The 20,078-nt window shown below is 36.4% G+C and carries 19 protein-coding genes and 1 riboswitch; of the genes, 5 read left to right on the forward strand and 14 right to left on the reverse strand.

Annotated features, from left to right (window positions below; all coding sequences use genetic code 11):
* Positions 1 to 19: 19 nt before the first annotated feature.
* The 7 genes from spoIIIAB to QDN89_RS02000 all read right to left on the reverse strand — a co-directional run bounded on the left by spoIIIAB (position 20) and on the right by QDN89_RS02000 (position 5,075).
* On the reverse strand, positions 20 to 532 hold the full coding sequence (spoIIIAB, locus tag QDN89_RS01970; RefSeq protein WP_280768397.1) for a stage III sporulation protein SpoIIIAB: 513 nt from the start codon (positions 530 to 532) through the stop codon (positions 20 to 22).
* Positions 529 to 1,461 (reverse strand): stage III sporulation protein AA, encoded by a 933-nt coding sequence (spoIIIAA, locus tag QDN89_RS01975; RefSeq protein ID WP_280768398.1) that lies wholly within the window; start codon positions 1,459 to 1,461, stop codon positions 529 to 531. The genes spoIIIAB and spoIIIAA overlap by 4 nt, the downstream gene beginning before the upstream one ends.
* 313 nt (positions 1,462 to 1,774) lie before the next feature.
* Entirely contained in the window at positions 1,775 to 2,182 is a 408-nt protein-coding gene (locus QDN89_RS01980) for a hypothetical protein (RefSeq protein ID WP_280768399.1), read from the reverse strand.
* 140 nt (positions 2,183 to 2,322) lie between these two features.
* A complete protein-coding gene (gene efp / locus QDN89_RS01985; RefSeq protein ID WP_280768400.1) occupies positions 2,323 to 2,880 on the reverse strand; it encodes an elongation factor P in 558 nt (185 codons plus the stop codon).
* A 37-nt stretch (positions 2,881 to 2,917) separates the two neighbouring features.
* The gene (locus tag QDN89_RS01990; protein WP_280768401.1) at positions 2,918 to 3,985 is read right to left on the reverse strand and encodes a M24 family metallopeptidase; all 1,068 of its coding nucleotides are present in this window, start codon (positions 3,983 to 3,985) and stop codon (positions 2,918 to 2,920) included.
* Positions 3,982 to 4,416 (reverse strand): type II 3-dehydroquinate dehydratase, encoded by a 435-nt coding sequence (gene aroQ / locus QDN89_RS01995; RefSeq protein ID WP_280768402.1) that lies wholly within the window; start codon positions 4,414 to 4,416, stop codon positions 3,982 to 3,984. The genes QDN89_RS01990 and aroQ overlap by 4 nt, the downstream gene beginning before the upstream one ends.
* Positions 4,417 to 4,583: 167 nt before the next feature.
* The gene (locus QDN89_RS02000) at positions 4,584 to 5,075 is read right to left on the reverse strand and encodes a YqhR family membrane protein (RefSeq protein WP_280768403.1); all 492 of its coding nucleotides are present in this window, start codon (positions 5,073 to 5,075) and stop codon (positions 4,584 to 4,586) included.
* A 395-nt stretch (positions 5,076 to 5,470) separates the two neighbouring features.
* On the opposite strand from QDN89_RS02000, the gene QDN89_RS02005 reads away from it, so the two are divergent.
* Both QDN89_RS02005 and QDN89_RS02010 read left to right on the forward strand, forming a co-directional pair.
* Positions 5,471 to 5,857, forward strand: a complete 387-nt coding sequence (locus tag QDN89_RS02005; protein WP_280768404.1) for an SA1362 family protein — start codon at positions 5,471 to 5,473, stop codon at positions 5,855 to 5,857.
* A 104-nt stretch (positions 5,858 to 5,961) separates the two neighbouring features.
* The gene (locus QDN89_RS02010) at positions 5,962 to 6,765 is read left to right on the forward strand and encodes a hypothetical protein (RefSeq protein ID WP_280768405.1); all 804 of its coding nucleotides are present in this window, start codon (positions 5,962 to 5,964) and stop codon (positions 6,763 to 6,765) included.
* A 30-nt stretch (positions 6,766 to 6,795) separates the two neighbouring features.
* Here the strand turns inward: QDN89_RS02010 and QDN89_RS02015 are convergent, their stop codons facing one another.
* The 4 genes from QDN89_RS02015 to QDN89_RS02030 all read right to left on the reverse strand — a co-directional run bounded on the left by QDN89_RS02015 (position 6,796) and on the right by QDN89_RS02030 (position 12,354).
* Positions 6,796 to 7,683, reverse strand: coding sequence for a patatin-like phospholipase family protein (locus QDN89_RS02015; protein ID WP_280768406.1), 888 nt, complete (start codon positions 7,681 to 7,683; stop codon positions 6,796 to 6,798).
* A 194-nt stretch (positions 7,684 to 7,877) separates the two neighbouring features.
* Positions 7,878 to 8,306, reverse strand: a complete 429-nt coding sequence (gene mntR / locus QDN89_RS02020) for a transcriptional regulator MntR (RefSeq protein ID WP_280768407.1) — start codon at positions 8,304 to 8,306, stop codon at positions 7,878 to 7,880.
* A 156-nt stretch (positions 8,307 to 8,462) separates the two neighbouring features.
* The gene (locus QDN89_RS02025) at positions 8,463 to 11,018 is read right to left on the reverse strand and encodes a vitamin B12-dependent ribonucleotide reductase (protein ID WP_425335369.1); all 2,556 of its coding nucleotides are present in this window, start codon (positions 11,016 to 11,018) and stop codon (positions 8,463 to 8,465) included.
* Positions 11,019 to 11,523: 505 nt separating this feature from the next.
* Entirely contained in the window at positions 11,524 to 12,354 is an 831-nt protein-coding gene (locus tag QDN89_RS02030; RefSeq protein WP_280768409.1) for a lipoate--protein ligase family protein, read from the reverse strand.
* A gap of 187 nt (positions 12,355 to 12,541) precedes the next feature.
* Between QDN89_RS02030 and QDN89_RS02035 the strand changes: the two genes are divergently transcribed.
* Positions 12,542 to 12,916, forward strand: a complete 375-nt coding sequence (locus QDN89_RS02035; protein ID WP_280768410.1) for a rhodanese-like domain-containing protein — start codon at positions 12,542 to 12,544, stop codon at positions 12,914 to 12,916.
* 151 nt (positions 12,917 to 13,067) lie between these two features.
* Here the strand turns inward: QDN89_RS02035 and gcvPB are convergent, their stop codons facing one another.
* The 3 genes from gcvPB to gcvT are packed head-to-tail and all read right to left on the reverse strand — an operon-like array spanning position 13,068 to position 16,989.
* Positions 13,068 to 14,528: an aminomethyl-transferring glycine dehydrogenase subunit GcvPB gene (gcvPB, locus tag QDN89_RS02040; protein WP_280768411.1), complete on the reverse strand. Its 1,461-nt coding sequence runs from the start codon at positions 14,526 to 14,528 to the stop codon at positions 13,068 to 13,070.
* A complete protein-coding gene (gene gcvPA / locus QDN89_RS02045; RefSeq protein ID WP_280768412.1) occupies positions 14,525 to 15,871 on the reverse strand; it encodes an aminomethyl-transferring glycine dehydrogenase subunit GcvPA in 1,347 nt (448 codons plus the stop codon). The genes gcvPB and gcvPA overlap by 4 nt, the downstream gene beginning before the upstream one ends.
* 23 nt (positions 15,872 to 15,894) lie before the next feature.
* A complete protein-coding gene (gene gcvT / locus QDN89_RS02050; protein ID WP_280768413.1) occupies positions 15,895 to 16,989 on the reverse strand; it encodes a glycine cleavage system aminomethyltransferase GcvT in 1,095 nt (364 codons plus the stop codon).
* 332 nt (positions 16,990 to 17,321) lie between these two features.
* Positions 17,322 to 17,432, reverse strand: a riboswitch (glycine riboswitch).
* Positions 17,433 to 17,602: 170 nt separating this feature from the next.
* Between gcvT and QDN89_RS02055 the strand changes: the two genes are divergently transcribed.
* Both QDN89_RS02055 and QDN89_RS02060 read left to right on the forward strand, forming a co-directional pair.
* Positions 17,603 to 19,279 carry a DEAD/DEAH box helicase gene (locus QDN89_RS02055; protein ID WP_280768414.1) on the forward strand — a complete coding sequence of 559 codons (1,677 nt, stop codon included), beginning with the start codon at positions 17,603 to 17,605 and terminating at the stop codon, positions 19,277 to 19,279.
* Positions 19,266 to 20,060, forward strand: coding sequence for a YqhG family protein (locus QDN89_RS02060; protein WP_280768415.1), 795 nt, complete (start codon positions 19,266 to 19,268; stop codon positions 20,058 to 20,060). Before QDN89_RS02055 ends, QDN89_RS02060 begins: the two co-directional genes overlap by 14 nt.
* The last annotated feature ends 18 nt before the right edge of the window (positions 20,061 to 20,078 follow it).

A 20,078-nucleotide genomic window follows, 5' to 3' on the forward strand; every position in this document is an offset into this window, starting at 1 on the left:
CCCTTACTGACTTGTCCTGTCAAAGCAGCATAATAACTAACAACAATCCTCCTAAAAACCCTAAACTTCGGTACATCGATTGATACTTTTTTTGTGCATCCTGAGCCATATTCTCCATATGATTTAAATACGACTGCGTCAGTTGTATTTGCTTTCTCTGACCATCAATATCTTGTTTACCTAATGTTTGACCAAATTGTCTTAAAATCTCAATATCCTTTTCTTCTAAATCCACATGTACTTTCCAAACATCCAGCTCTTCTTCCCATACTTCTACTGCGGATGTTTCTACTTCAGTTAATCTCACCGCAACTTGATGAAAAAATTCTTTTGTCGGACTAGGTAGCTGTCTAGACACTTGTTCAAGTGCTTGAGCCAACGGCATCATAGCAAAAGCAACTTCTGTATCAAACGTTTCCAGCGCTACTTTTACGTGCCTTAATAACGTTGTTCTCCTTTCTAATCTTCTTGCTAACTCCATTCCAATAAAAGCGGAAGAAAACACAATGAAAGCAGCACCAAACCAAGTCATGGGTCCATCACTTTATTCATTGTGTGAGATGGTCGTACCACTCGTTTACATTTTGCTTTTCCACCAACACTTGTCAGTTCAAGAACCATATCAAATGCCCCGTGATCAAATAATTTTTTAATCATTGGTCGTCCTTTTACTTCACTTAAAGTAGAACCATGAACAGTAGAAATGACAGAAACACCTGCATAAACTGCTTCCATCAATGCTTTACCATCGTCTTCTCTTCCAATTTCATCAACGATTAGAACATCAGGACTCATGGAACGGATCATCATCATCATCCCTTCTGCTTTTGGACATGCATCCAATACATCAACTTTTGTTCCAAACTCATGTTGAGGAATACCATCCACACATCCAGCTATTTCTGATCGTTCATCGATGATTGCCACATTTTTAGCTTTGATTCTTCTTTTTGGAATACCTATACTTATTTGTCTTGCGAAATCTCTCAACAGCGTTGTTTTTCCCGTCTTAGGTGGACCTACGATTAATGTGTTCATCCAAGTGCCATTTTTATATAACTCTAATAAATATGGGTCACTAACACCTTTTTTCTCTCTCGCAATTCGAATATTAAATGACCCAATTTCTCGAATTCCTTTTACCTCTCCTTTTTCAACAACTACTCGTCCAGCAATCCCCACTCGGTGTCCACCGGAAATGGTAATATACCCTCGCCTTAGCTCTTCTTCCAAGCGGTATAATGAATGTTGACTAATCAAAGCCATCATCATTGAAGCCTCATTTTGGGTGAAAATAGGTGCGACAAGAGGAGTCATTGCTTTTTCTTCATTCGTCCGAACGACTTCTACTGGTTTTCCAACTCTTAACCTTATCTCTTCTAAATTTCCTTTTCTTATTTGAACATCTTTTTCTAAAAATTCTCGAATCGGTTTTGGCATTATTCGAAAAATTTCTTGCATTTTTACCGACCTCTTTTCGTTCAAACGACTTCACAATCAACGTTGGATTGATTATTTCTTTTGAAAATTCCTTTCATACAGTGAAAACCCTTTTAGATGATGGTTGTCTAACAAAAATATATGTCCTACCATTCTATTTATGACAAAACCTCTTCGATATTGTTTAATCTAGTTTGGTTAATTTATTTAAATTGTAGTGAACCGCTAACAATAATATAGAGGAAACTAGTGAAACACCTGCGAATGGTATTAGTCAGACAAAAAAAGCCCCGTTGATCGGCGTACGATCAACGAGGCTTTTTAAATATGTTAGTTAACGTGTTAGTTGAGATTTTATAACTTCACTAAGTTGTTGTTCATCTTCCATCCACTCTTCAAAAGAAGAACGATCTGCACAAAATGAACCTACCTCTTTTCCTTGATCAAACACTTCCACACAATAAAAATCCTCCCAGTGTTTATGATATTTGATCTCCATTCCATTCTCTAAGTATTGCGAATGGTCATTTCGATGGTTTTCTGCTTTCTCAACTTGAATAATATGATTTTTTACTAACTCCACGACTTCTTCTTCATCCCATTCTTCAAATTGACTAAGATCAGAACAGAAAGACCCCAATGATTTTTCATTCTTCATCACTTCAACACAAACAACATACTCAGAAAAGTTATAATAGCTGGCCGACACCTCATCAGAAATAGCTAATTGCTTTTTTTCCAATCTAACCACCCTTTCACTTTGTGTTAATCACTACTTTACATGATATTTGAAAATTGCGAAAGTTTTGCGCCCATTTACATATTTTTCGTCATTTATAAAAAGCAAAAACACACTTATTATATAAGCGTGTTTTCCTTTATTTAACCTCTTGAAACATATTTTCCTTCACGTGTATCAATAATCAAAACGTCACCCTCATTAACAAAAAATGGAACCTGAACGGTTAATCCAGTTTCTACTGTTGCTGGTTTCGTTCCACCTGATGCTGTATCCCCTTTTATCCCAGGTTCTGTTTCTGTTACGACCAATTTCACCGATTGAGGAACCTCTACTCCTAGAATCTCTTCTTTGTATTGAAGAATGTGAACTTCCATATTTTCTTTTAAATACTTTAACTGTTCACGGATTTGATCACTAGTTAGCTCTAATTGCTCATATGATGAAGTATCCATAAAAGAATGAACATCTCCACTTGAGAAGAGATATGACATTTTACTATTTTCAATATGAGCTTTTTCGACCTTTTCACCTGCTCGGAAAGTTTTTTCTTGAATATTTCCATTTCTCATATTTCTAAGTTTTGAGCGAACAAAAGCCGCCCCTTTTCCTGGCTTTACGTGTTGAAAATCAATAACTTGATAAAGGTCATTATCTACTAATACTGTTAACCCTGTTTTGAAATCATTTACAGAAATCATTCATTCTTCCTCCTCATTTTTCTATACTTTTCAATTTTTATACTCCAAGAAATAGCAGTTCTTTCGTGGATTTCGATAAGATTTTATTTCCATCTTCTGTGATCACTATATCATCTTCAATTCTCGTCCCACCGATACCAGCAACATAAATACCTGGTTCCACAGTGACAACCATTCCTGGTTCTAACTTTTGATCTGTTTTGTGAGATAACCCTGGTCCTTCATGAACTTCTAAGCCCATACCATGTCCAGTCGAATGACCGAAATACTGACCATAACCTTGTTCCGATATATAATCTCTTGTTAGGGCATCGGCTTCTTTACCAGTCATACCAGGTTTAATTCCTTCGACACCTTTAAGTTGAGCTTCTAAAACGGTATTATAAATCTTTTTCAGCTCATCAGTTGGTTCACCAACGGCGACCGTTCTAGTAATATCAGAACAATAACCTTTATAATATGCTCCAAAATCCAACGTTACTAGTTCCCCTTCTTCAATCACTTTATCTGAAGCGACCCCATGTGGAAGGGCAGAGCGGTATCCAGAAGCAACAATTATATCAAAAGACGAAGATACCGCACCTTGTTTTCTCATAAAAAACTCAAGTTCATTGGAAACATCAATTTCCTTAACACCTGGTTTAATAAACGATTGAATATGAGTAAATGCTGCATCTGCAATATCTACTGCTTCTTGAATGACCTTTAACTCTTCCGGTGACTTATACAATCGTAATTTTTCTACTAGTCCACTAACTGGAATGAAAGACGCATTCAAAGACTTTTTATATGTATCGAATTGTTTATAGGTTACATGGTCCTGTTCAAACCCAAGACGTTGAATTCCCATTTCTTTCACTTGTTTTGCAACTTCATCATGGATCGGACCTTTATGTTCAACAATTTGAAAACCTTCTATTTGAGATTCAGCCTGCTCCACATAACGGAAGTCTGTTATAAATTTCGCTTCCTTATTTGACAAGAGAGCAACTCCCGCCGTTCCAGTAAAACCTGTTAAATAACGGCGATTATAATTACTCGTAATTAAAATGCCATCGATTTCATTCTTTTTAAACTGTTCTCGTAAACTAGTCAGATGATTCATGATCGATTCCTCCTCCAAAAATAATCAATTGCCATCTCGTAGCCAGTAAATCCAAATCCACTGATTTGTCCAATACAAACTGGTGCGACGACAGAAGTTTTTCGAAATTCTTCTCTTGCATGAACATGAGAAATGTGGACCTCAACAACTGGTACATCAATACTAGCAATCGCGTCCCTAATAGCGTAACTATAATGAGTAAATGCGCCAGGATTAAAAACGACACCGTCTACTGCATTATCGGCTTCGTGCAACCAATCAATTAATTGACCTTCCCAATTTGATTGCTTGGATTGAATAGTCACATTATTTTTTTCACTATAAGACTCTAATTTCTTAACAAGGTCTGTGAGAGTTTCGGAACCATATATATCAGGTTCTCGTTGACCTAATCGGTTTAAATTTGGACCGTTCAATATGAGAATCTTCATGTTTTCCCCCATTCTTTAAGAAAACAACACTTTCAAGAAACATAGCTCCTATAAACTTAAATTATTAAGAATCTCAAAATGAAGTTCACTGAGTCTCTATGTTTTAGCTGAATTTTCTCAAAAGTATTAAAAAGAGAATGTTCCAAGGAACATTCTATCACAGGACCTTAATCTTGAATAGCTTCAACCTCGTTTGTCGATCGTTCATGGTATTCATATGATATGGAATAGCCGATAAATAATCCAAAAACAACGTATAGTGATAATGTGGTTATAAGAGTATTTAAATCCATATTCACCAACGATTCTACTTCCTCAAATAAAGGATGTAGGAATCCAAAGACAATCATCCATAACCCTGCTCCAAAAAGAATTCCTGGCCATATAGAATTTATTTTTGAAAAAACCAATCGATAAACAAATGCTACTCCAATCGACAATACTCCAATGACTAAAATACCAATCCAATGCCCTAAATGTCCATGTTTCCAATCTCCTAAGGCCCAAGGTAAAAGGATCATCGAAGGTCCTACTTTCGAAAAGTTTAAGAAATAAGCGATGTATCCTATGAAACTCCATAAGATACCACCAACAAAGCCAACAACCGTAATAGTTGTTTGATACGTCATACTCTCGTCTTTTTTCTCTTCATTTGCCATTACACTCACCTCTAAACATAGCTTTACCGCAAATTTATTTTTTATCATTAATAAAGTTGTAAAAGTGATGTGTAATGTTATTTAAAAGAGGGAATGATATCTATGTACATCATTCAATTAATGGAGGAATTCTACTTTTTAATGTAGAATAGTAACTATAAGCAAGAAATTTTAACTTTATGGACCTCTTAAATTATTTCATTTATAAAGTATAAATTTGATAAATTTAGATTTAATTAGAAAAATATTCGATCGTTGTTTTGTTTCCTTTGTTTTTAAGAAAAATAGAATCCATCACAGGTCAATCGAATAAGATGAAAGAACTAATTTTTTTATAATTTGAGCGCGAGACTTAATCAATTCAACTTGTTTATAAAATATGGAGGTGTATGAACATGTTTCGTCAATCTTATCACCCTGTCGTCATAACATTGCTGAGTTTGGCGGCTATAGGTATCGGAGTACAATTAATTACGAACCCTGCAGCTTTCATTACTCAAATCCTTGTAACTATTGGAATCGTAGCGTTAATACTTATCATCATTAAAAATGTTGTGATGCCGAGGCTTATGAGACGCCAAGCTTCGTTCTCACAACAACGAAGTATGAGCGCACACAGGGCTGCTCCAAAGAAGAAAAAAACCGCCTCCTTTTCCAACAAGCAAAAAGAAAAGAAAAAACACATTTCAAGGCCACTTGTTAAACGACAGTCCGATGTTAAGTTAACCGTGATAGAAGGCAAAAAAAACAAGAACAAGAAAAAAAGCCGAGCATTATTTTAAAAGCTTGGTTTTTTTCTTTAAGCTTTCATCACTTTCAAATCAACATTGAACGATAACAAACACTTTTAATATAGCCTGTTCTTTTTTAGAAAGGGGTGAGGAGATTGAATGAAATTTATCATTCTTCTTTAACTTACAGCATTTGGTCTGAATGGCTATTATTAAGTTTTTTAATTTTAGCTGGAATGGTTTATTGGACCATAAGTAAACGAATTGGATTTCAAATTTTATATCTAACAACTCTCTCCCTTTCTTTTGGGTTTATTATCACGATGTACTTTCCTTTTTTGTACGCTGAAGATCAACATTTACCTTTAACACACCCTCACATACAAGCATCTATGACGTTATTTTCCTTTTTCATTCCACTTGTCCGTCGAAGAATTGAGGTGTTACTCTGTCTGTTTCCACCGTTTGTGATTAGCCTAAGTTATTTATTTCTTCAAGAAAGTTCAGTGTTTTCTGTCGTTGGTGGAATATTAATTGGTGGATTTATTAGTTACATGTTTTATCGAAGTCTCGATTGGATGGGATCTATGCCAGAACCATATTTGTTCGCATTTGCAATTATTTTACCTGTATTTATTGGTGGATTAATTTATCCAAATACGTCATTTCTCCTGTTACCTGGCCTTCTTCTAGGTGCTGGAATCGGAGTAACGTTTGAACAGTACAAAATTCGTATGAGTGTATCACATTCCAACATATCAAAATTACTATCATTAATATTAGGTACCTCTGGTATGATCATGGGATATTTGATCTTTATTGTTAGTCCTATCTCATTTCCTTTTCTTTTTCTAATAGTCGGAATATTAGGTGGCATCTGGATTACGTTTTTTGTACCTACCTTATTAATTTTAACGAAGATATATGAACAACAAGGAAAGAGTCGAGAGATTTTTTGACGAATGCCACGACTCTTTCTAATTTATATGTTAATACGACCACGTTTTAAGAAAATCTTTTGTCGTTTGTTTACCTAATAGAATGAGTTGATGTTTCTCATCTTCTGACATGTTGAAATGAGTTGAAGTCACTTCTTTCACTGGAATAAATATGATATTTTTTGCATGTAATTTCGTCACATATCTTTGATCATGTGCTGTTCTCATCGTTTCAAACATAGAGTGTAAGAAAGATAACCCATTATTAATCTTCCTTGGTGGGATTTGATCATATTCTGGAGATAATCGCAAACCCAACACCGGTCTTTCCCGCTTTTCTCTTTTTCTAATAAATAACCAAATAGGGAAATTACTCAATACTCCCCCATCAACAATAAGCGCTTCTTCTCCGTGCTCATTTTTTAATTTCACAGGTTCAAAAAAGTAAGGTAAACTAGCACTCATTCGAACAGCTTTTGCTACAGAAAAAGATTTTTCATCAATCCCATAACGTGGAAGATCATCAGGTAAAACAATAAATCTTCCATTTGTTATATCAGATGCAACCATCTTTAAGCTTCCTTCAGGTAAATCACCAAATGTTTTCACTCCTTTTTTAGAAAGTACTTTTTCAAGCCACATTTCAAAAGTTACTCCTTTATAGAGCCCCATCTTTCGATACAACATAACCCATCTTAAAAATGGAAAAACGTTCCCTATCACACGTGGGTCTAAAAATTCTCTTAAATCCATGTCACTAAATAATTCATTCATTTCTTCAGCTTCATAACCAGCTTTAATCAATGCTGCAGTTAAAGCTCCTGCACTTGTCCCGGCGACTCTTTCAAACGTTATATTCTTTTTTTTCAACTCTTGAAAGGCTCCAGAGAAAGCGAGTGCTTTTACTCCACCTCCAGCAAATACAGCATCTACTTTCATATGAAATCCCTCCTTTCATTTAGATTGTGACATTTATACTGATAGCACATTTATATACTGTGCTTACTAAAATATATGTGTGCTATTCTTTAGAAAAAACTCTTGATTATTAAATCCTTCACCCCTGTGAGAATTTTGAGGGGAAAAATAGAAAAAACGGGAAACTGGATGATAATATCCAATTTACCCGCGAATTACTGATTCATTTCATCATTTTTCTTTTGAACTTGTCGTAATTCATCGACACGGTTATCATTCTCTTCAAAATACTGAACGAGATCCCCGATACGATCGATTGCATCCCAACTTAAATGGTGCTCGATTCCTTCCACATCATGATAAATTCCCGATTCGTTTACTCCAATTATTCTCATAAACTCCTCTAATAGTTCGTGCCGATAGACTAATCTTTTTCCTATTTTCTTTCCTTTTGCCGTTAATACAAGTCCACGATATTTTTCATACACTAAATATTCTTGAGTATCTAATTTTTGAACCATTTTCGTAACAGAAGAAGGGTGGACCTCAAGGGCATCTGCAATATCGGAGACCCTTGCATACCCCTTTTCTTCGATTAGTAAATATATTCGTTCTAAATAGTCTTCCATACTTGGTGTTGGCATGACGGTCCCCTCCAAAATTTGTTTCGTTATGTACTGTATAGTTTTTCTCGGAATGTAGTTAAAATTATACTACAAAACGATGGGACACTCTACCAATAGTACAAAATGAAAAGAAAACCTGAAGCTTCACAGCTCAGGTTTCCTTCATTTATAGTATTATAAACCACATTTTAATTGAGCATTACAGTTCGTGCACGTGTTACAACCACCAATATCTTCCACAGTTCCTTTACGGCATACAGGACATGTATCGCCCACATCACTGCCGAACTGCACAGATGTAGAACGAAGGTCAGCAATCGTATCAACGAGGACTACTTGTTTCTTTTGTTCGTTTTTCGCTTCTCCCCCAGTGAGATCCACAGCATAATCATCGTTTTCTTCTGCTTTCAATGTTAATACTTGTGCATCACGGCTTCCATCTACATAGACGGTTCCACCTTTTGCGCCTCCACGGTAAAGACGTTCATACACGCTCTTTACTTGATCCACTGTGTAACCTTTAGGTGCATTTACCGTTTTACTTAATGAACTATCTACCCATCTCTGAATCACACATTGCACATCTGCATGTGCTTCTGGTGATAAGTCCATGCTAGAGACAAACCAATCAGGTAAATTGTTTGGATCTACTTCCGGATTCTTTTCTAAATACTCTTGAAGTATTGCTGCTTTCACTTCAATGAATTTTCCTAAACGACCACTTCGGTAGTAAGAAAATGAAAAATATGGTTCAAGTCCCGTCGACACACCAACCATTGTCCCAGTTGAACCTGTTGGAGCCACAGTAAGTAAGTGGGAGTTCCGAATCCCATGCTCTTTTATGCCTTCTAAAATATCTTCAGGCATTTTTTTCATATAACCTGTCTCCGTGAACTTTTCACGTAAATAGGATGTTTCTCGAGTGTTAGAACCTTCAAGGAATGGGAAACTACCTTTTTCTTCTGCTAATTGAATGCTTGTCCGATACGCTGTTGTAGCAATCGTTTCAAACACTTGATCAACAAGGTCATCTCCTTCTTTAGATCCATAAACTGTTTCTGTGTAGATCAATAAATCATGAAGTCCCATAACACCTAAACCAACCCGTCGTTCCCCTTTTGCTTGCTTCGTATTTTCTTCTAAGAAATACGGCGTTGCATCAATAACATTATCTTGCATACGTACACCTGTTGCCACAGTTTGTTCTAATTTTTTGAAATCAACAACTTTGTTTTCTTTATCTGCCATTTCGGCTAAATTAACCGCAGCCAAGTTACAAACAGAATATGGTGCCAGTGGCTGTTCCCCGCATGGATTCGTCGCGACAACCTTTTGTCCGTAAGCTGCTGCATTTGTCATTTCATTTGCATTATCAATAAAGAAAATTCCCGGTTCTGCAGAATATGTTGCGCAAATATTAATTAAGTTCCACAGTTCTTGTGCTTTAATTGTACGATATGTTTTAACGCCAAAACCTAACGCTTCCCATTCACGTACATCTCCGTATTCTTGCCATTCGCGATTATAGGCGGCCATTTCTTCCTTTGTGTAATTTTCAACGTCCGGAAAACGTAACTTGTAATCTGCGTTATTTTCTACCGCATCCATAAATTCTTTCGTGATACAAACAGAAATATTTGCTCCTGTTAAGAACTCTGAATTATTTACAGAGTATGTGCCTCCAGTACGGAGCTTTTCCTCTGCTTCTGAAATAATTTTATAGTTAAAGCCACCTTGGCCTTCTATATTTTTATAATTAGCGATACTTTGGTACATCGCCTCTTCTACTTCTGATAATGGGGTAAATTTTAACTTTTCTTGGATCAAACGTTTAATTTGTATATCCTCTGTCTTCTCAGATAAGTATCTTAAAATACGAGGATTTTGCATTTTCGATATGATGAACTCTAATATATCTGGATGCCAATCTGCTAACATAATCATTTGTGCACCTCGACGGGAACCACCTTGCTCAACTAGATGCGTTAACTTAGCAATATCATCTAACCAAGAAACAGAACCGGATGATTTTCCATTTACACCTCTTGCAAGCGTGTTTCGAGGTCGTAACGTTGATCCATTTGTGCCAACACCGCCACCGCGACTCATGATTTCCATCACTTGTTTACGATGTTCAGATATACCCTCTCTGGAATCTTCAATATAAGGCATCACATAACAGTTGAAATATGTTACGTCTGTTTCTGCTCCTGCTCCGTATAGAACTCTTCCAGCCGGAACGAAATTCATATTAACTAATTCATGGTAAAACTTTTTAAATGATTCTTCTTTTTTTTCTTGCTCCGTTTCTACTTCTGCTAAACCTCGTGCATTTCGTTTAGCAATTTGTTCGTAATACACTTCAAGTGGCTTATCTATAGAATCCAACGTTCGTTCAACAATGCCGGTTTTTTTCTCTTCAGGATCATCTAGAACACCTAGAAATTCTTCTTCCACTGCTATTTTAGCGCGACCCTCATTCCAATTAATCTCGGATACAAATCCATACCCTCTAGCAGGAAATGCAGGATCAGCTTTGACCGTAAGAACGACAAAATCTCCAACTTTCAGTGTTTTTTTCTCCGTATCTTTGAACGTGTAACGATCTAACATGACAAGACGGGACACACCGCTTTGCTTTCTTTTCATGTCGGGAGTTATTGGGAATACTTGAGGAAACTGCTGAATGTCATCGTTCAGCTGATCTACATTAATTCCCTTTTCGGACATAAAGGTTGTCACAGGCTTCCGCTCCTTTGTATATATTTCTTAAAATAAACGTCATCTAGTAGTCATTATGACTCAAAGAACGAAGCTTTACATAAAATGCAAAGCTCCGTTCCGTTCTACTTTTCAATATATCACAGCACTTTATTAAAATCAATATATAGTATGTGTTGTTTTTAATTTAATACCATATATTGATTTATGGTCAATTTTTAATCGGATTGTCAACTTTGAAATTTGGAAATAAAACTAGAGAACAAGAGAAAATAGGATATATTTGCTGATTTTTACACGTTATTAGCTATTTTTGTCATTTAATGACGATTTCATCTAAAAACACTGATATATAAAGGTTCTAACGATCTTATAAAACTTTCGACAAAACTCGCAACCTAGAAAGTAGGTAATCTCTACCAATAAACACGATCTCTCTTTTACTACAAGACATAACAATAGCATATCTCATAGATTTAAAAAACTAAAATAGACTCATTTACACGTTTAACTTTTAACGTTTATAGTTCCAGGAGTCGAGGCTGTATTTTTTTTCCATTAACTCGTGTACTTCTAATTCTTGATTATTCGTGAGTGAGTATGTCTTTAACTCAATATTTAATCCTGATTCAAAACCTTCTTTAAAAGCTTCTTTCACCTTTTCCAAAGAAACGGTTTGTTCTAAAATATCATTAATTGCAACTGCTTTTTTATGAAACCCTTGCTGCATTCTTCTTCTTACTTTTTCATTAGGGAAAATAAATAGGTCGAATAACTTTTCAACATCGATAGATAAAATGATTGACCCATGTTGCAAAATAATTCCTTTTTGTCTCGTTTGTGCACTCCCTGCCACTTTTCTACCTTCCACAACCATTTCATACCAAGATGGGGCATCAAAACAAACAGAAGAGCGTGGGTTCTTTAAATTTTCTTTCTCCTCAGTTGATCTTGGAATGGAAAACTCTGCTTGTAAATTCAATCGACGAAATCCTTCTAGCAACCCTTCTGATATCACTCGATAAGCTTCCGTCACTGTTTCAGGCATGGCTGGATGATCTTCAGACACGATTACACTATAAGTAAGTTCATCGTCATGTAACACACCACGTCCACCTGTGGCTCTTCTTACAAAACCTAATTTGTTGGTTTTAACTGCGTCTAAGTTTATTTCTTTTTCAATATGTTGAAAGTACCCCACAGAAAGGGTAGCCGGAGACCAACCATAAAAACGAATGATGGGAGGAAGTTCCTTGTTACGATGCCATTCCATAAGTTTTTCATCTAGCGCCATATTATAAGCCGGTGATCTTTCTTTTGAATCAATAAAGTACCATGTTTCCATTTGTCCTTCCTCCTTGACTGTGTTTGCATCGTCTATCATATCGAATTCCATGTATAAACACAAAACGTTTCGATTCAACCGTTGCCAATTCGCGTTTTTACGTTTATCATTTATAGAGGATGGACAAGACATAGTTTTGTGCTATGTTTTCCCAGTTAAATTTGTAAAGAATTAAAGGAGTGGCAGCATGGAGATTTGGATTTTAATTATTTTGACTGTTGTACTTGTTGCAGTTCTTTTACTGCGCATGAAAAAACCGAATTACTTGAAGACTTTGGATCAAGAAGAATTCAAGAAAAACTATCGGAAAGCGCAATTGATAGACGTAAGGGAAGAAAAAGAGTTTAAAACAGGACATATTTTAGGTGCTAGAAACATTCCATTGTCTCAACTTCGACAACGACAAACAGAAATACGTCCCGATAAACCAATTTACCTCTATTGCCAAAATGGTTCAAGAACAGTACAAGCTGCAAGAATCCTTCGTAAAAAAAGAGGCGCTGAAGACATCAATCACCTCAAAGGTGGCTTCAGAAAGTGGACTGGCAAGATTAAAAAGTAACGATGCACGCGAATGATATTAACACACCTTTCCACCATAAAAAGGTACGAAGCTCCTTCTCTAAGAGAGCTTCGTACCTTTTTTCTTTTTAAATATTCACTTTGCTACCCCGAAAATAGAATAGAGATTTCCAGCTAGGTTGATAATTTTCTTACACTTTCTGATAACGCAAGATGGGTTTTCTTGCTGCCGTCGTTTCGTCTAAACGATCGATCACAGTATGATGTGGGGCTTCTTGAACGACCTCTGGAGTTTCCTCTGCTTCTTTTGCAATTTGAATCATCGCATCACAGAATTCATCTAGAGTCTCTTTTGATTCTGTTTCTGTAGGTTCTACCATCAGACATTCTTCTACATTAATTGGGAAGTAAATTGTTGGTGGATGGTACCCAAAATCTAATAACCTTTTCGCCATATCCAATGTTCGTACGCCTAGTTTTTTCTGCCGCTTCCCAGATAAAACAAATTCATGTTTACAGTGTTGTGTATAAGGTGTATCGAAATATGGTTCCAATCGACGAAGCATATAATTCGCATTTAGTACAGCGTATTCCGATACTTTCCTTAACCCAACAGGACCCATTGTACGTATATACGTATACGCACGAACGTTAATGCCAAAATTTCCATAGTAAGGTTTTACTCGGCCGATCGTTTCAGGTACGTCATAGTCTAAACGATAGGTCTCATCCTTTTTAACAACTAATGGAACTGGCAAATAAGGAACTAAGTCGTGTTTTACCCCTACTGGTCCTGAACCAGGTCCACCGCCTCCGTGCGGCGTTGTAAACGTTTTGTGAAGATTCAAGTGGACGACATCAAAGCCCATATCTCCTGGTCTCGTAATTCCTAAAATTGCATTGGAATTTGCTCCATCATAATAGAGCTTTCCACCAGCTTCATGGATGATTTCAGCCATCTCGATAATTTGCTCTTCAAACAAACCTAAAGTGTTAGGGTTTGTTAACATAAGTGCTGCTGTATCATCTCCTGCTAACTCACGAAGGTGATCCATGTCTACCAAACCTTGGTCATTTGATTTTACAGTCACGGCATCAAAACCAGCAACAATAGCTGAAGCAGGATTCGTTCCGTGAGAAGAGTCTGGTACAATAACTTTTGTTCTCTGAGTATCTCCATTTGCTTCATGATAAGCACGAATAAGCATAAGTCCCGTCCATTCTCCATGGGCTCCTGCCGCTGGCTGAAGAGTCACCTGATCCATTCCTGTGATCTCTTCTAATGTTCTTTGCAACTTATACATGAGCTCCAGTGCTCCTTGGATTGTTGATTCATCTTGGTAGGGATGCAAATGAGCAAATCCAGGATAACGAGCAACATCTTCATTAATTTTTGGATTATACTTCATCGTACAAGAACCAAGTGGATAAAAACCTGAATCTACGCCATGATTTCTTTTAGAAAGAGCCGTATAGTGTCGAACGATCTGCAATTCGGAAACTTCTGGAAGTTCTGGACTTTTTGTTCTTTGGAATTTGGCTGGAATCAGTTCATCCATCGCGGTTTCTTCAATATCTATTTCTGGCAAACTATGGCCTACACGACCTTCTTTACTTAATTCAAAAATCAACGATTGGTTTTTCTCATTCATTGAACTCCCCCCAATACTGAAGCAAATTGGTCAATTTCTTCTTTTGTCCGTAATTCTGTTACAGCTACAAGCATAAGATTTTCTTTGTCACGATAAAACCTCGAAAGATCTAGCCCTCCGATAATATTATGATCTAACAACTTATCGTTCACTTCTTTCACAGTTCTGGGCAACCGTATAACGAATTCATTAAACGTCGGATGATCAGAAACTACTTCTACACCATGCTTTTTTAACTGTTGTTTCGCATAATGAGCCTTTTGCACATTTTGACTCGCCATTTCGTGTAAACCATGTTTTCCTATGGCACTCATAGCAATCGATGCACCTAACGCATTTAATGCTTGGTTTGAACATATATTACTCGTTGCTTTATCTCGACGAATGTGTTGTTCTCTCGCTTGGAGAGTAAGAACAAATCCTCTTTGTCCATGATCATCAGTCGTCTGTCCCACAAGACGACCTGGAACTTTTCGCATTAATTTTTTTGTTACTGCAAAATAACCACAGTGTGGTCCACCCAGTTGAGTAGGTATACCAAATGGCTGCGCATCACCAACTACAACATCTGCTCCATATTCTCCTGGTGGCTGCAAAACACCAAGACTTAACGGATTAGATGAGACAACAAACAATGATTTCCCTTGATGGGCTATTTTTTCTATTGCTTCCAAGTCTTCTATTTGGCCAAAGAAGTTTGGATACTGAACGATCACACTTGCTGTATCATCACTATACTCTGCTTGTAGATGTGACAAGTCAGTCATTCCATCTTTTTCATCGATTTCAATGACACGAAGATTTTGTCCTTTAGCACTCGTCATTAACACTTGTCGCGCTTCAGGATGAACCGTTTTTGAAACAAGGATCGTTTTCTTTTTTGTTTGACCTGCACTCATCATCGCCGCTTCTGCTAAAGCAGTCGGTCCGTCATACATAGAAGAGTTAGCCAAGTCCATTCCTGTCAGTTCCGCAATCATCGTTTGAAACTCAAAGATCCCCTGTAGTTCTCCTTGGGAAATTTCTGGTTGGTATGGTGTATAAGCTGTATAGAATTCTGATCGTAGCAACATATGATTCACAACGGACGGGATATAATGCTCATAAACCCCTGCACCTAAAAAACTAGGATAATCTTTGACATTATGGTTTTTATTTGCCATTCTCGTCATTTCTTTAATTAACTTTGTTTCATCCAATGCCTCTTCAATATTTAAATCTCCGTTAAATCGAACCTCTTTTGGAATATCTTGAAATAAATCTTCTAATTGGTCCACGCCAATCGTTTCAAGCATATCTTGTTCATCTTTTTCGGTCATTGGTAAATAGCGGAACTTTTGCATCACTCTTCCCCCTTCGTTCAAATTTATCCTCTTTTATAAAAAGGCGTTTTTACTACTTCAGCTTTCAAGCTTCGTTTCCTTACTTGAACCTCTAGCACTGTTCCTAACTCTTTATATTTTGAATCAACGAGTGCTAATCCAACATTTTTTTGTAGTGTTGGTGATTGGGTCCCCGTTGTCACAAAACCAATTTTTTCTCCGTCTTTATAAACGTCATAACCAGGCCGAGGAATCCCCTTATCAATCATTTCTAGGCCTACTAATTTTCTTGGAGCGCCATCTTCTTTTTGCTGTTTCAGCACTTTCTTCCCTATAAAATCAGCTTCTTTATCTGTTTTTACTGCAAAACCAATTCCTGCTTCGATAGGAGAAATATCCTTTGATAGTTCTTGACCATATAAAGCTAACTTAGCTTCAAAACGAAGCGTATCTCGTGCACCAAGTCCACACGGCTGGATTCCCTCTTCTTCCCCTTCTTTCAATAGAACTCTCCATAAATCAACGGCATCTTCTGGTTTACAGTAAATTTCAAATCCATCTTCTCCTGTATAACCTGTTCTAGAAATTAAAATAGACTTGTTAGCAAACGACACTTCTTCTCTGAATTTAAAGAAAGTTATTTCAGACAAATCTATTTTCGTTAAACGCTGAGAGATCGTTTCAGCTAATGGGCCTTGAACAGCAATTTGAGCATACATATTTGATACATTTGTAACTTCTACGTCATTCCCTGCATGTTCTTGTAACCATTGATAGTCTTTTTCAATATTTGATGCATTTACAACAAGTAAAATATCTTCATTCGACCGTTTGTATAAAACTAAGTCGTCAACCGTTCCACCATCTTCATAACACATAGCCGTATACTGGCATGCTCCAGGTTTTGGTTTCGATACATCATTCGTCAATACCTTTTGTAAAAACGCAAGTGCACCACTTCCTTTGACTTCAATCTCACCCATATGGGAAACATCAAATAAACCTGCTTTCGTCCGGACAACTTCATGCTCATCTTTTATTCCAGAAAACTGAACGGGAAGATCCCATCCTCCAAAATCAATAGTTTTACCATTCGACTCTTTATAAACTGGAAATAACGGTGTTTTTTTACCTGACAATGCATCCACCTCCATTAAATTTAAGGGCCCATTAAAGTTTTCATCAACCATTGTTATTAGCTTTAACAGGATAACTTTATTACATTGAACAACTGAACAATTTTAAAAGGAAAGATGTCTATACAATTAAGTAAAAAAGATAACAAGGTTACGGATTAGATTATGAACTTATAAAATGCTTGTTTTCGTTCATAATAATCCTATGTCAATGAAAAAAAGACAGAGACATGCCTTCAACTTGGCATGTCTCTGTCTTTAGTACCTGAGAGTTTCCCTTTTTTACAAGGTGTCCCCATGGGTGTTCTGCTATATGCAGATCCTTTCCAGAGCTGCGTCCAATAAGAGTCTTCTTTGCCTGAGAGATTCACGATTATTCGCTTGCTCCTTCGGCGACGCCTTTTCTTTGTATAGAAAAGATTAGCGCTCTCTCCCCTTATTGTCATTCGCGATTTATTAGATTTAGATCCGTAATGAAAACCTTCAAATTTGCTCATACTACTTAACAGACATCTTTCATTACTCTTATGTTACCACTATTCTTTTTTTCAAAGCAATATCGAGTTTTCATTTTTGTCACTTTACTGAAAGTTTTATAAAAGAAAGGGAGATTCTCTTGCAACCAACCATACATATAGACGAACAGTGGGAAAATGATTTTCTAGATACGATAGATCGGCCAACTTCATGCTCCACGTGGAAGCAATATAATATGGCCATTAACATTGCAAAAGAAAACATTATAACCGAATTTGAAGGGCTACAAGCTCCTAAACACCTTCCAGAACTCACGTTTCATGATTATCAATATGAAGTAGCGAGAAAAACCATTGAGGAAATGAATGGAAAAGCAATATTAGCTGATGAAGTCGGTTTAGGAAAAACCATTGAAGCAGGATTAATCTTAAAAGAATATATGATTCGTGGTTTAGTAAAGAAAGTTCTAATATTAGCTCCACCTTCTTTAGTGAGTCAGTGGTGTATGGAATTAAATAAAAAATTTTATATACCAGCTGTAGAACAACGGAAAAACCCTCAATGGGAAGCTGTTGATGTGATGGTCACCTCGTTGGATACAGCCAAACGAGAACGTCATTCATCTATTATTAAAGAAATTGATTATGACATGGTCATCATTGATGAAGCACATAAACTCAAAAACAAACAGACAAAAAACTATCAAGTTGTTAAAGAAATTAAAAGAAAATTTTGCCTTCTATTAACAGCTACTCCTGTTCAAAATAAATTATCGGAACTATTTCACTTAATTTCACTATTAAAGCCCGGTTACTTAGGTGATGAAGATAGTTTTTCCAATACATTTAAACAGAAAGGTAGTCACGAAGAACTTCGTGAACTCATTCAAAAAGTGATGATACGAAATCGTCGACATGATACAAAGATGGATTGGCCTAAACGTTTTGTAAAAACAATCCCCATCCACTTTAACGATCAACAAACGAGTGTCTATCACAAAATAACATCATTAAAAGAACATCTCAAACAAGAGTCAATCCCTATGCAAACTGCTTTTTTAGTCCTCACGCTTCAACGAGAGTTTTGTTCAAGCCGTGAAGCTGTATACATGACATTGAAAAACTCTGTAGAAAAAGGGAAAATTTCTCCAATAATTGTTGAAAATCAGATTGTTCCTTTAATTACCGAGCTCAACAACCTTCCAGCTCATCCAAAAGCCGAGAAGGTCATCGAGCTGATCGAACAGTGGGATGAAAATGAAAAAGTCATTATTTTCACTGAATACCGTGCAACGCAACTTTACTTACAATGGTATTTAAATCAAAAAGGGATCCGTTCTGTTCCTTTTAGAGGTGGATTCAAACGAAGTAAAAAAGACTGGATGAAACAATTATTTCAAAATCAAGTCCAAGTTCTCATTGCTACAGAAGCAGGCGGAGAAGGAATAAATTTACAGTTCTGTCATCGTATTATCAACTATGATCTTCCATGGAATCCGATGAGAATTGAGCAACGAATCGGCAGAATACACCGACTCGGCCAAGAACATGATGTTCACATTTATCATTTAGCAGTAGAAAATACGATAGAAGATCACATTCTTCATTTACTTTATAAAAAAATCGGTCTTTTTGAAGGAGTAATTGGAGAATTAGATCATATATTAGAAAAATTTACTGATTCCGGTGTTCAAGAACATTTATCTTCCATATTTTCGAAATCTGAATCAAAAGGCGAAATGAAGGTAAAAATTGATCATCTTACATCAATTATGCTGGACAATGAGAAAGAAGGTGAAACTCATGCATCAAGCTGATATACACGGGTTTCTTAAAGATTTTTTCATCGAATATGATTGTGAAGTAACTGATTTTAGCGACTCATCATTAGAAGTTCAGCTAACAGCCGAAATAGACAAAGCTATTATGAATCGACCATTTTATTGGCATTATATTGAGAAAATGAATGGTTTAGCTTCTCCAATGAGATTAACGTTCGAGACAGACTCTACCGCTAAAAAATCAAAACAAACCGAAGTCATTCATTACGGTTCCCCTCGTCTCCATCAGCTATTTTCTTTTGCTATGAGTAAAGGGAAATATGGACATTTTTATGAAAAAGTTGAACATGCAGCATCGGCACAATCATTAAAACCTTGGCTTGCTTTGAACGGAAAGCTTGTCTATCAGTGCCATAAAAAAAAGGAAGAATTTTTTTCTATAGGACTAAACCTCATTAATGGGGAAATGATAAATGATTTTCACTTCCTTTTAAAACATTGGGAAATGAATGAAACTATTTCTAGCTTATGCTTCCCTTTATCTCCTTTGATTCGCCCAGCATCTGGGTTGCAACGAATCAAAGATCAATTAATAAAAAAAGTTCACACAGAAAATCATCAGTGGGCTGTCGACGCCAAACAAAAAATGGAAGAAGATTTATTATTGTTAGAAAGGTTCTATGAGGAAATTGATGAAAAACCAGATTGTTATAAAAATGAAAAAAATGCAATTATTACTCAATACGAACCTAGTATACATTTAAATATCATCAACGGAGGATTGTTCTACTTAAGTACTCACCCTCTAGATAACTAAACTTCACGTCAATATTAA

Origin of the sequence: Salipaludibacillus daqingensis, from assembly GCF_029891575.1 — a bacterium.
GTDB lineage: Bacteria > Bacillota > Bacilli > Bacillales > Salisediminibacteriaceae > Salipaludibacillus > Salipaludibacillus daqingensis.

Bases quoted from the DNA above. Each gene is read 5' to 3' on its own strand.
- gcvPA (WP_280768412.1), bottom strand. From the start codon at position 15,871: ATGCAAAAGTTCCGCTATTTACCAATGACCGAAAAAGATGAACAAGAT.
- QDN89_RS02035 (WP_280768410.1), top strand. From the start codon at position 12,542: ATGGAGATTTGGATTTTAATTATTTTGACTGTTGTACTTGTTGCAGTT.
- QDN89_RS02015 (WP_280768406.1), bottom strand. From the start codon at position 7,683: ATGAAAGTAGATGCTGTATTTGCTGGAGGTGGAGTAAAAGCACTCGCT.
- aroQ (WP_280768402.1), bottom strand. From the start codon at position 4,416: ATGAAGATTCTCATATTGAACGGTCCAAATTTAAACCGATTAGGTCAA.
- QDN89_RS01990 (WP_280768401.1), bottom strand. From the start codon at position 3,985: ATGAATCATCTGACTAGTTTACGAGAACAGTTTAAAAAGAATGAAATC.
- QDN89_RS02030 (WP_280768409.1), bottom strand. From the start codon at position 12,354: ATGGAAACATGGTACTTTATTGATTCAAAAGAAAGATCACCGGCTTAT.
- QDN89_RS02005 (WP_280768404.1), top strand. From the start codon at position 5,471: ATGTTTCGTCAATCTTATCACCCTGTCGTCATAACATTGCTGAGTTTG.
- QDN89_RS02000 (WP_280768403.1), bottom strand. From the start codon at position 5,075: ATGGCAAATGAAGAGAAAAAAGACGAGAGTATGACGTATCAAACAACT.
- mntR (WP_280768407.1), bottom strand. From the start codon at position 8,306: ATGCCAACACCAAGTATGGAAGACTATTTAGAACGAATATATTTACTA.
- spoIIIAA (WP_280768398.1), bottom strand. From the start codon at position 1,461: ATGCAAGAAATTTTTCGAATAATGCCAAAACCGATTCGAGAATTTTTA.
- QDN89_RS02025 (WP_425335369.1), bottom strand. From the start codon at position 11,018: ATGTCCGAAAAGGGAATTAATGTAGATCAGCTGAACGATGACATTCAG.
- efp (WP_280768400.1), bottom strand. From the start codon at position 2,880: ATGATTTCTGTAAATGATTTCAAAACAGGGTTAACAGTATTAGTAGAT.
- spoIIIAB (WP_280768397.1), bottom strand. From the start codon at position 532: ATGACTTGGTTTGGTGCTGCTTTCATTGTGTTTTCTTCCGCTTTTATT.
- gcvPB (WP_280768411.1), bottom strand. From the start codon at position 14,528: ATGAATGAGAAAAACCAATCGTTGATTTTTGAATTAAGTAAAGAAGGT.
- QDN89_RS02060 (WP_280768415.1), top strand. From the start codon at position 19,266: ATGCATCAAGCTGATATACACGGGTTTCTTAAAGATTTTTTCATCGAA.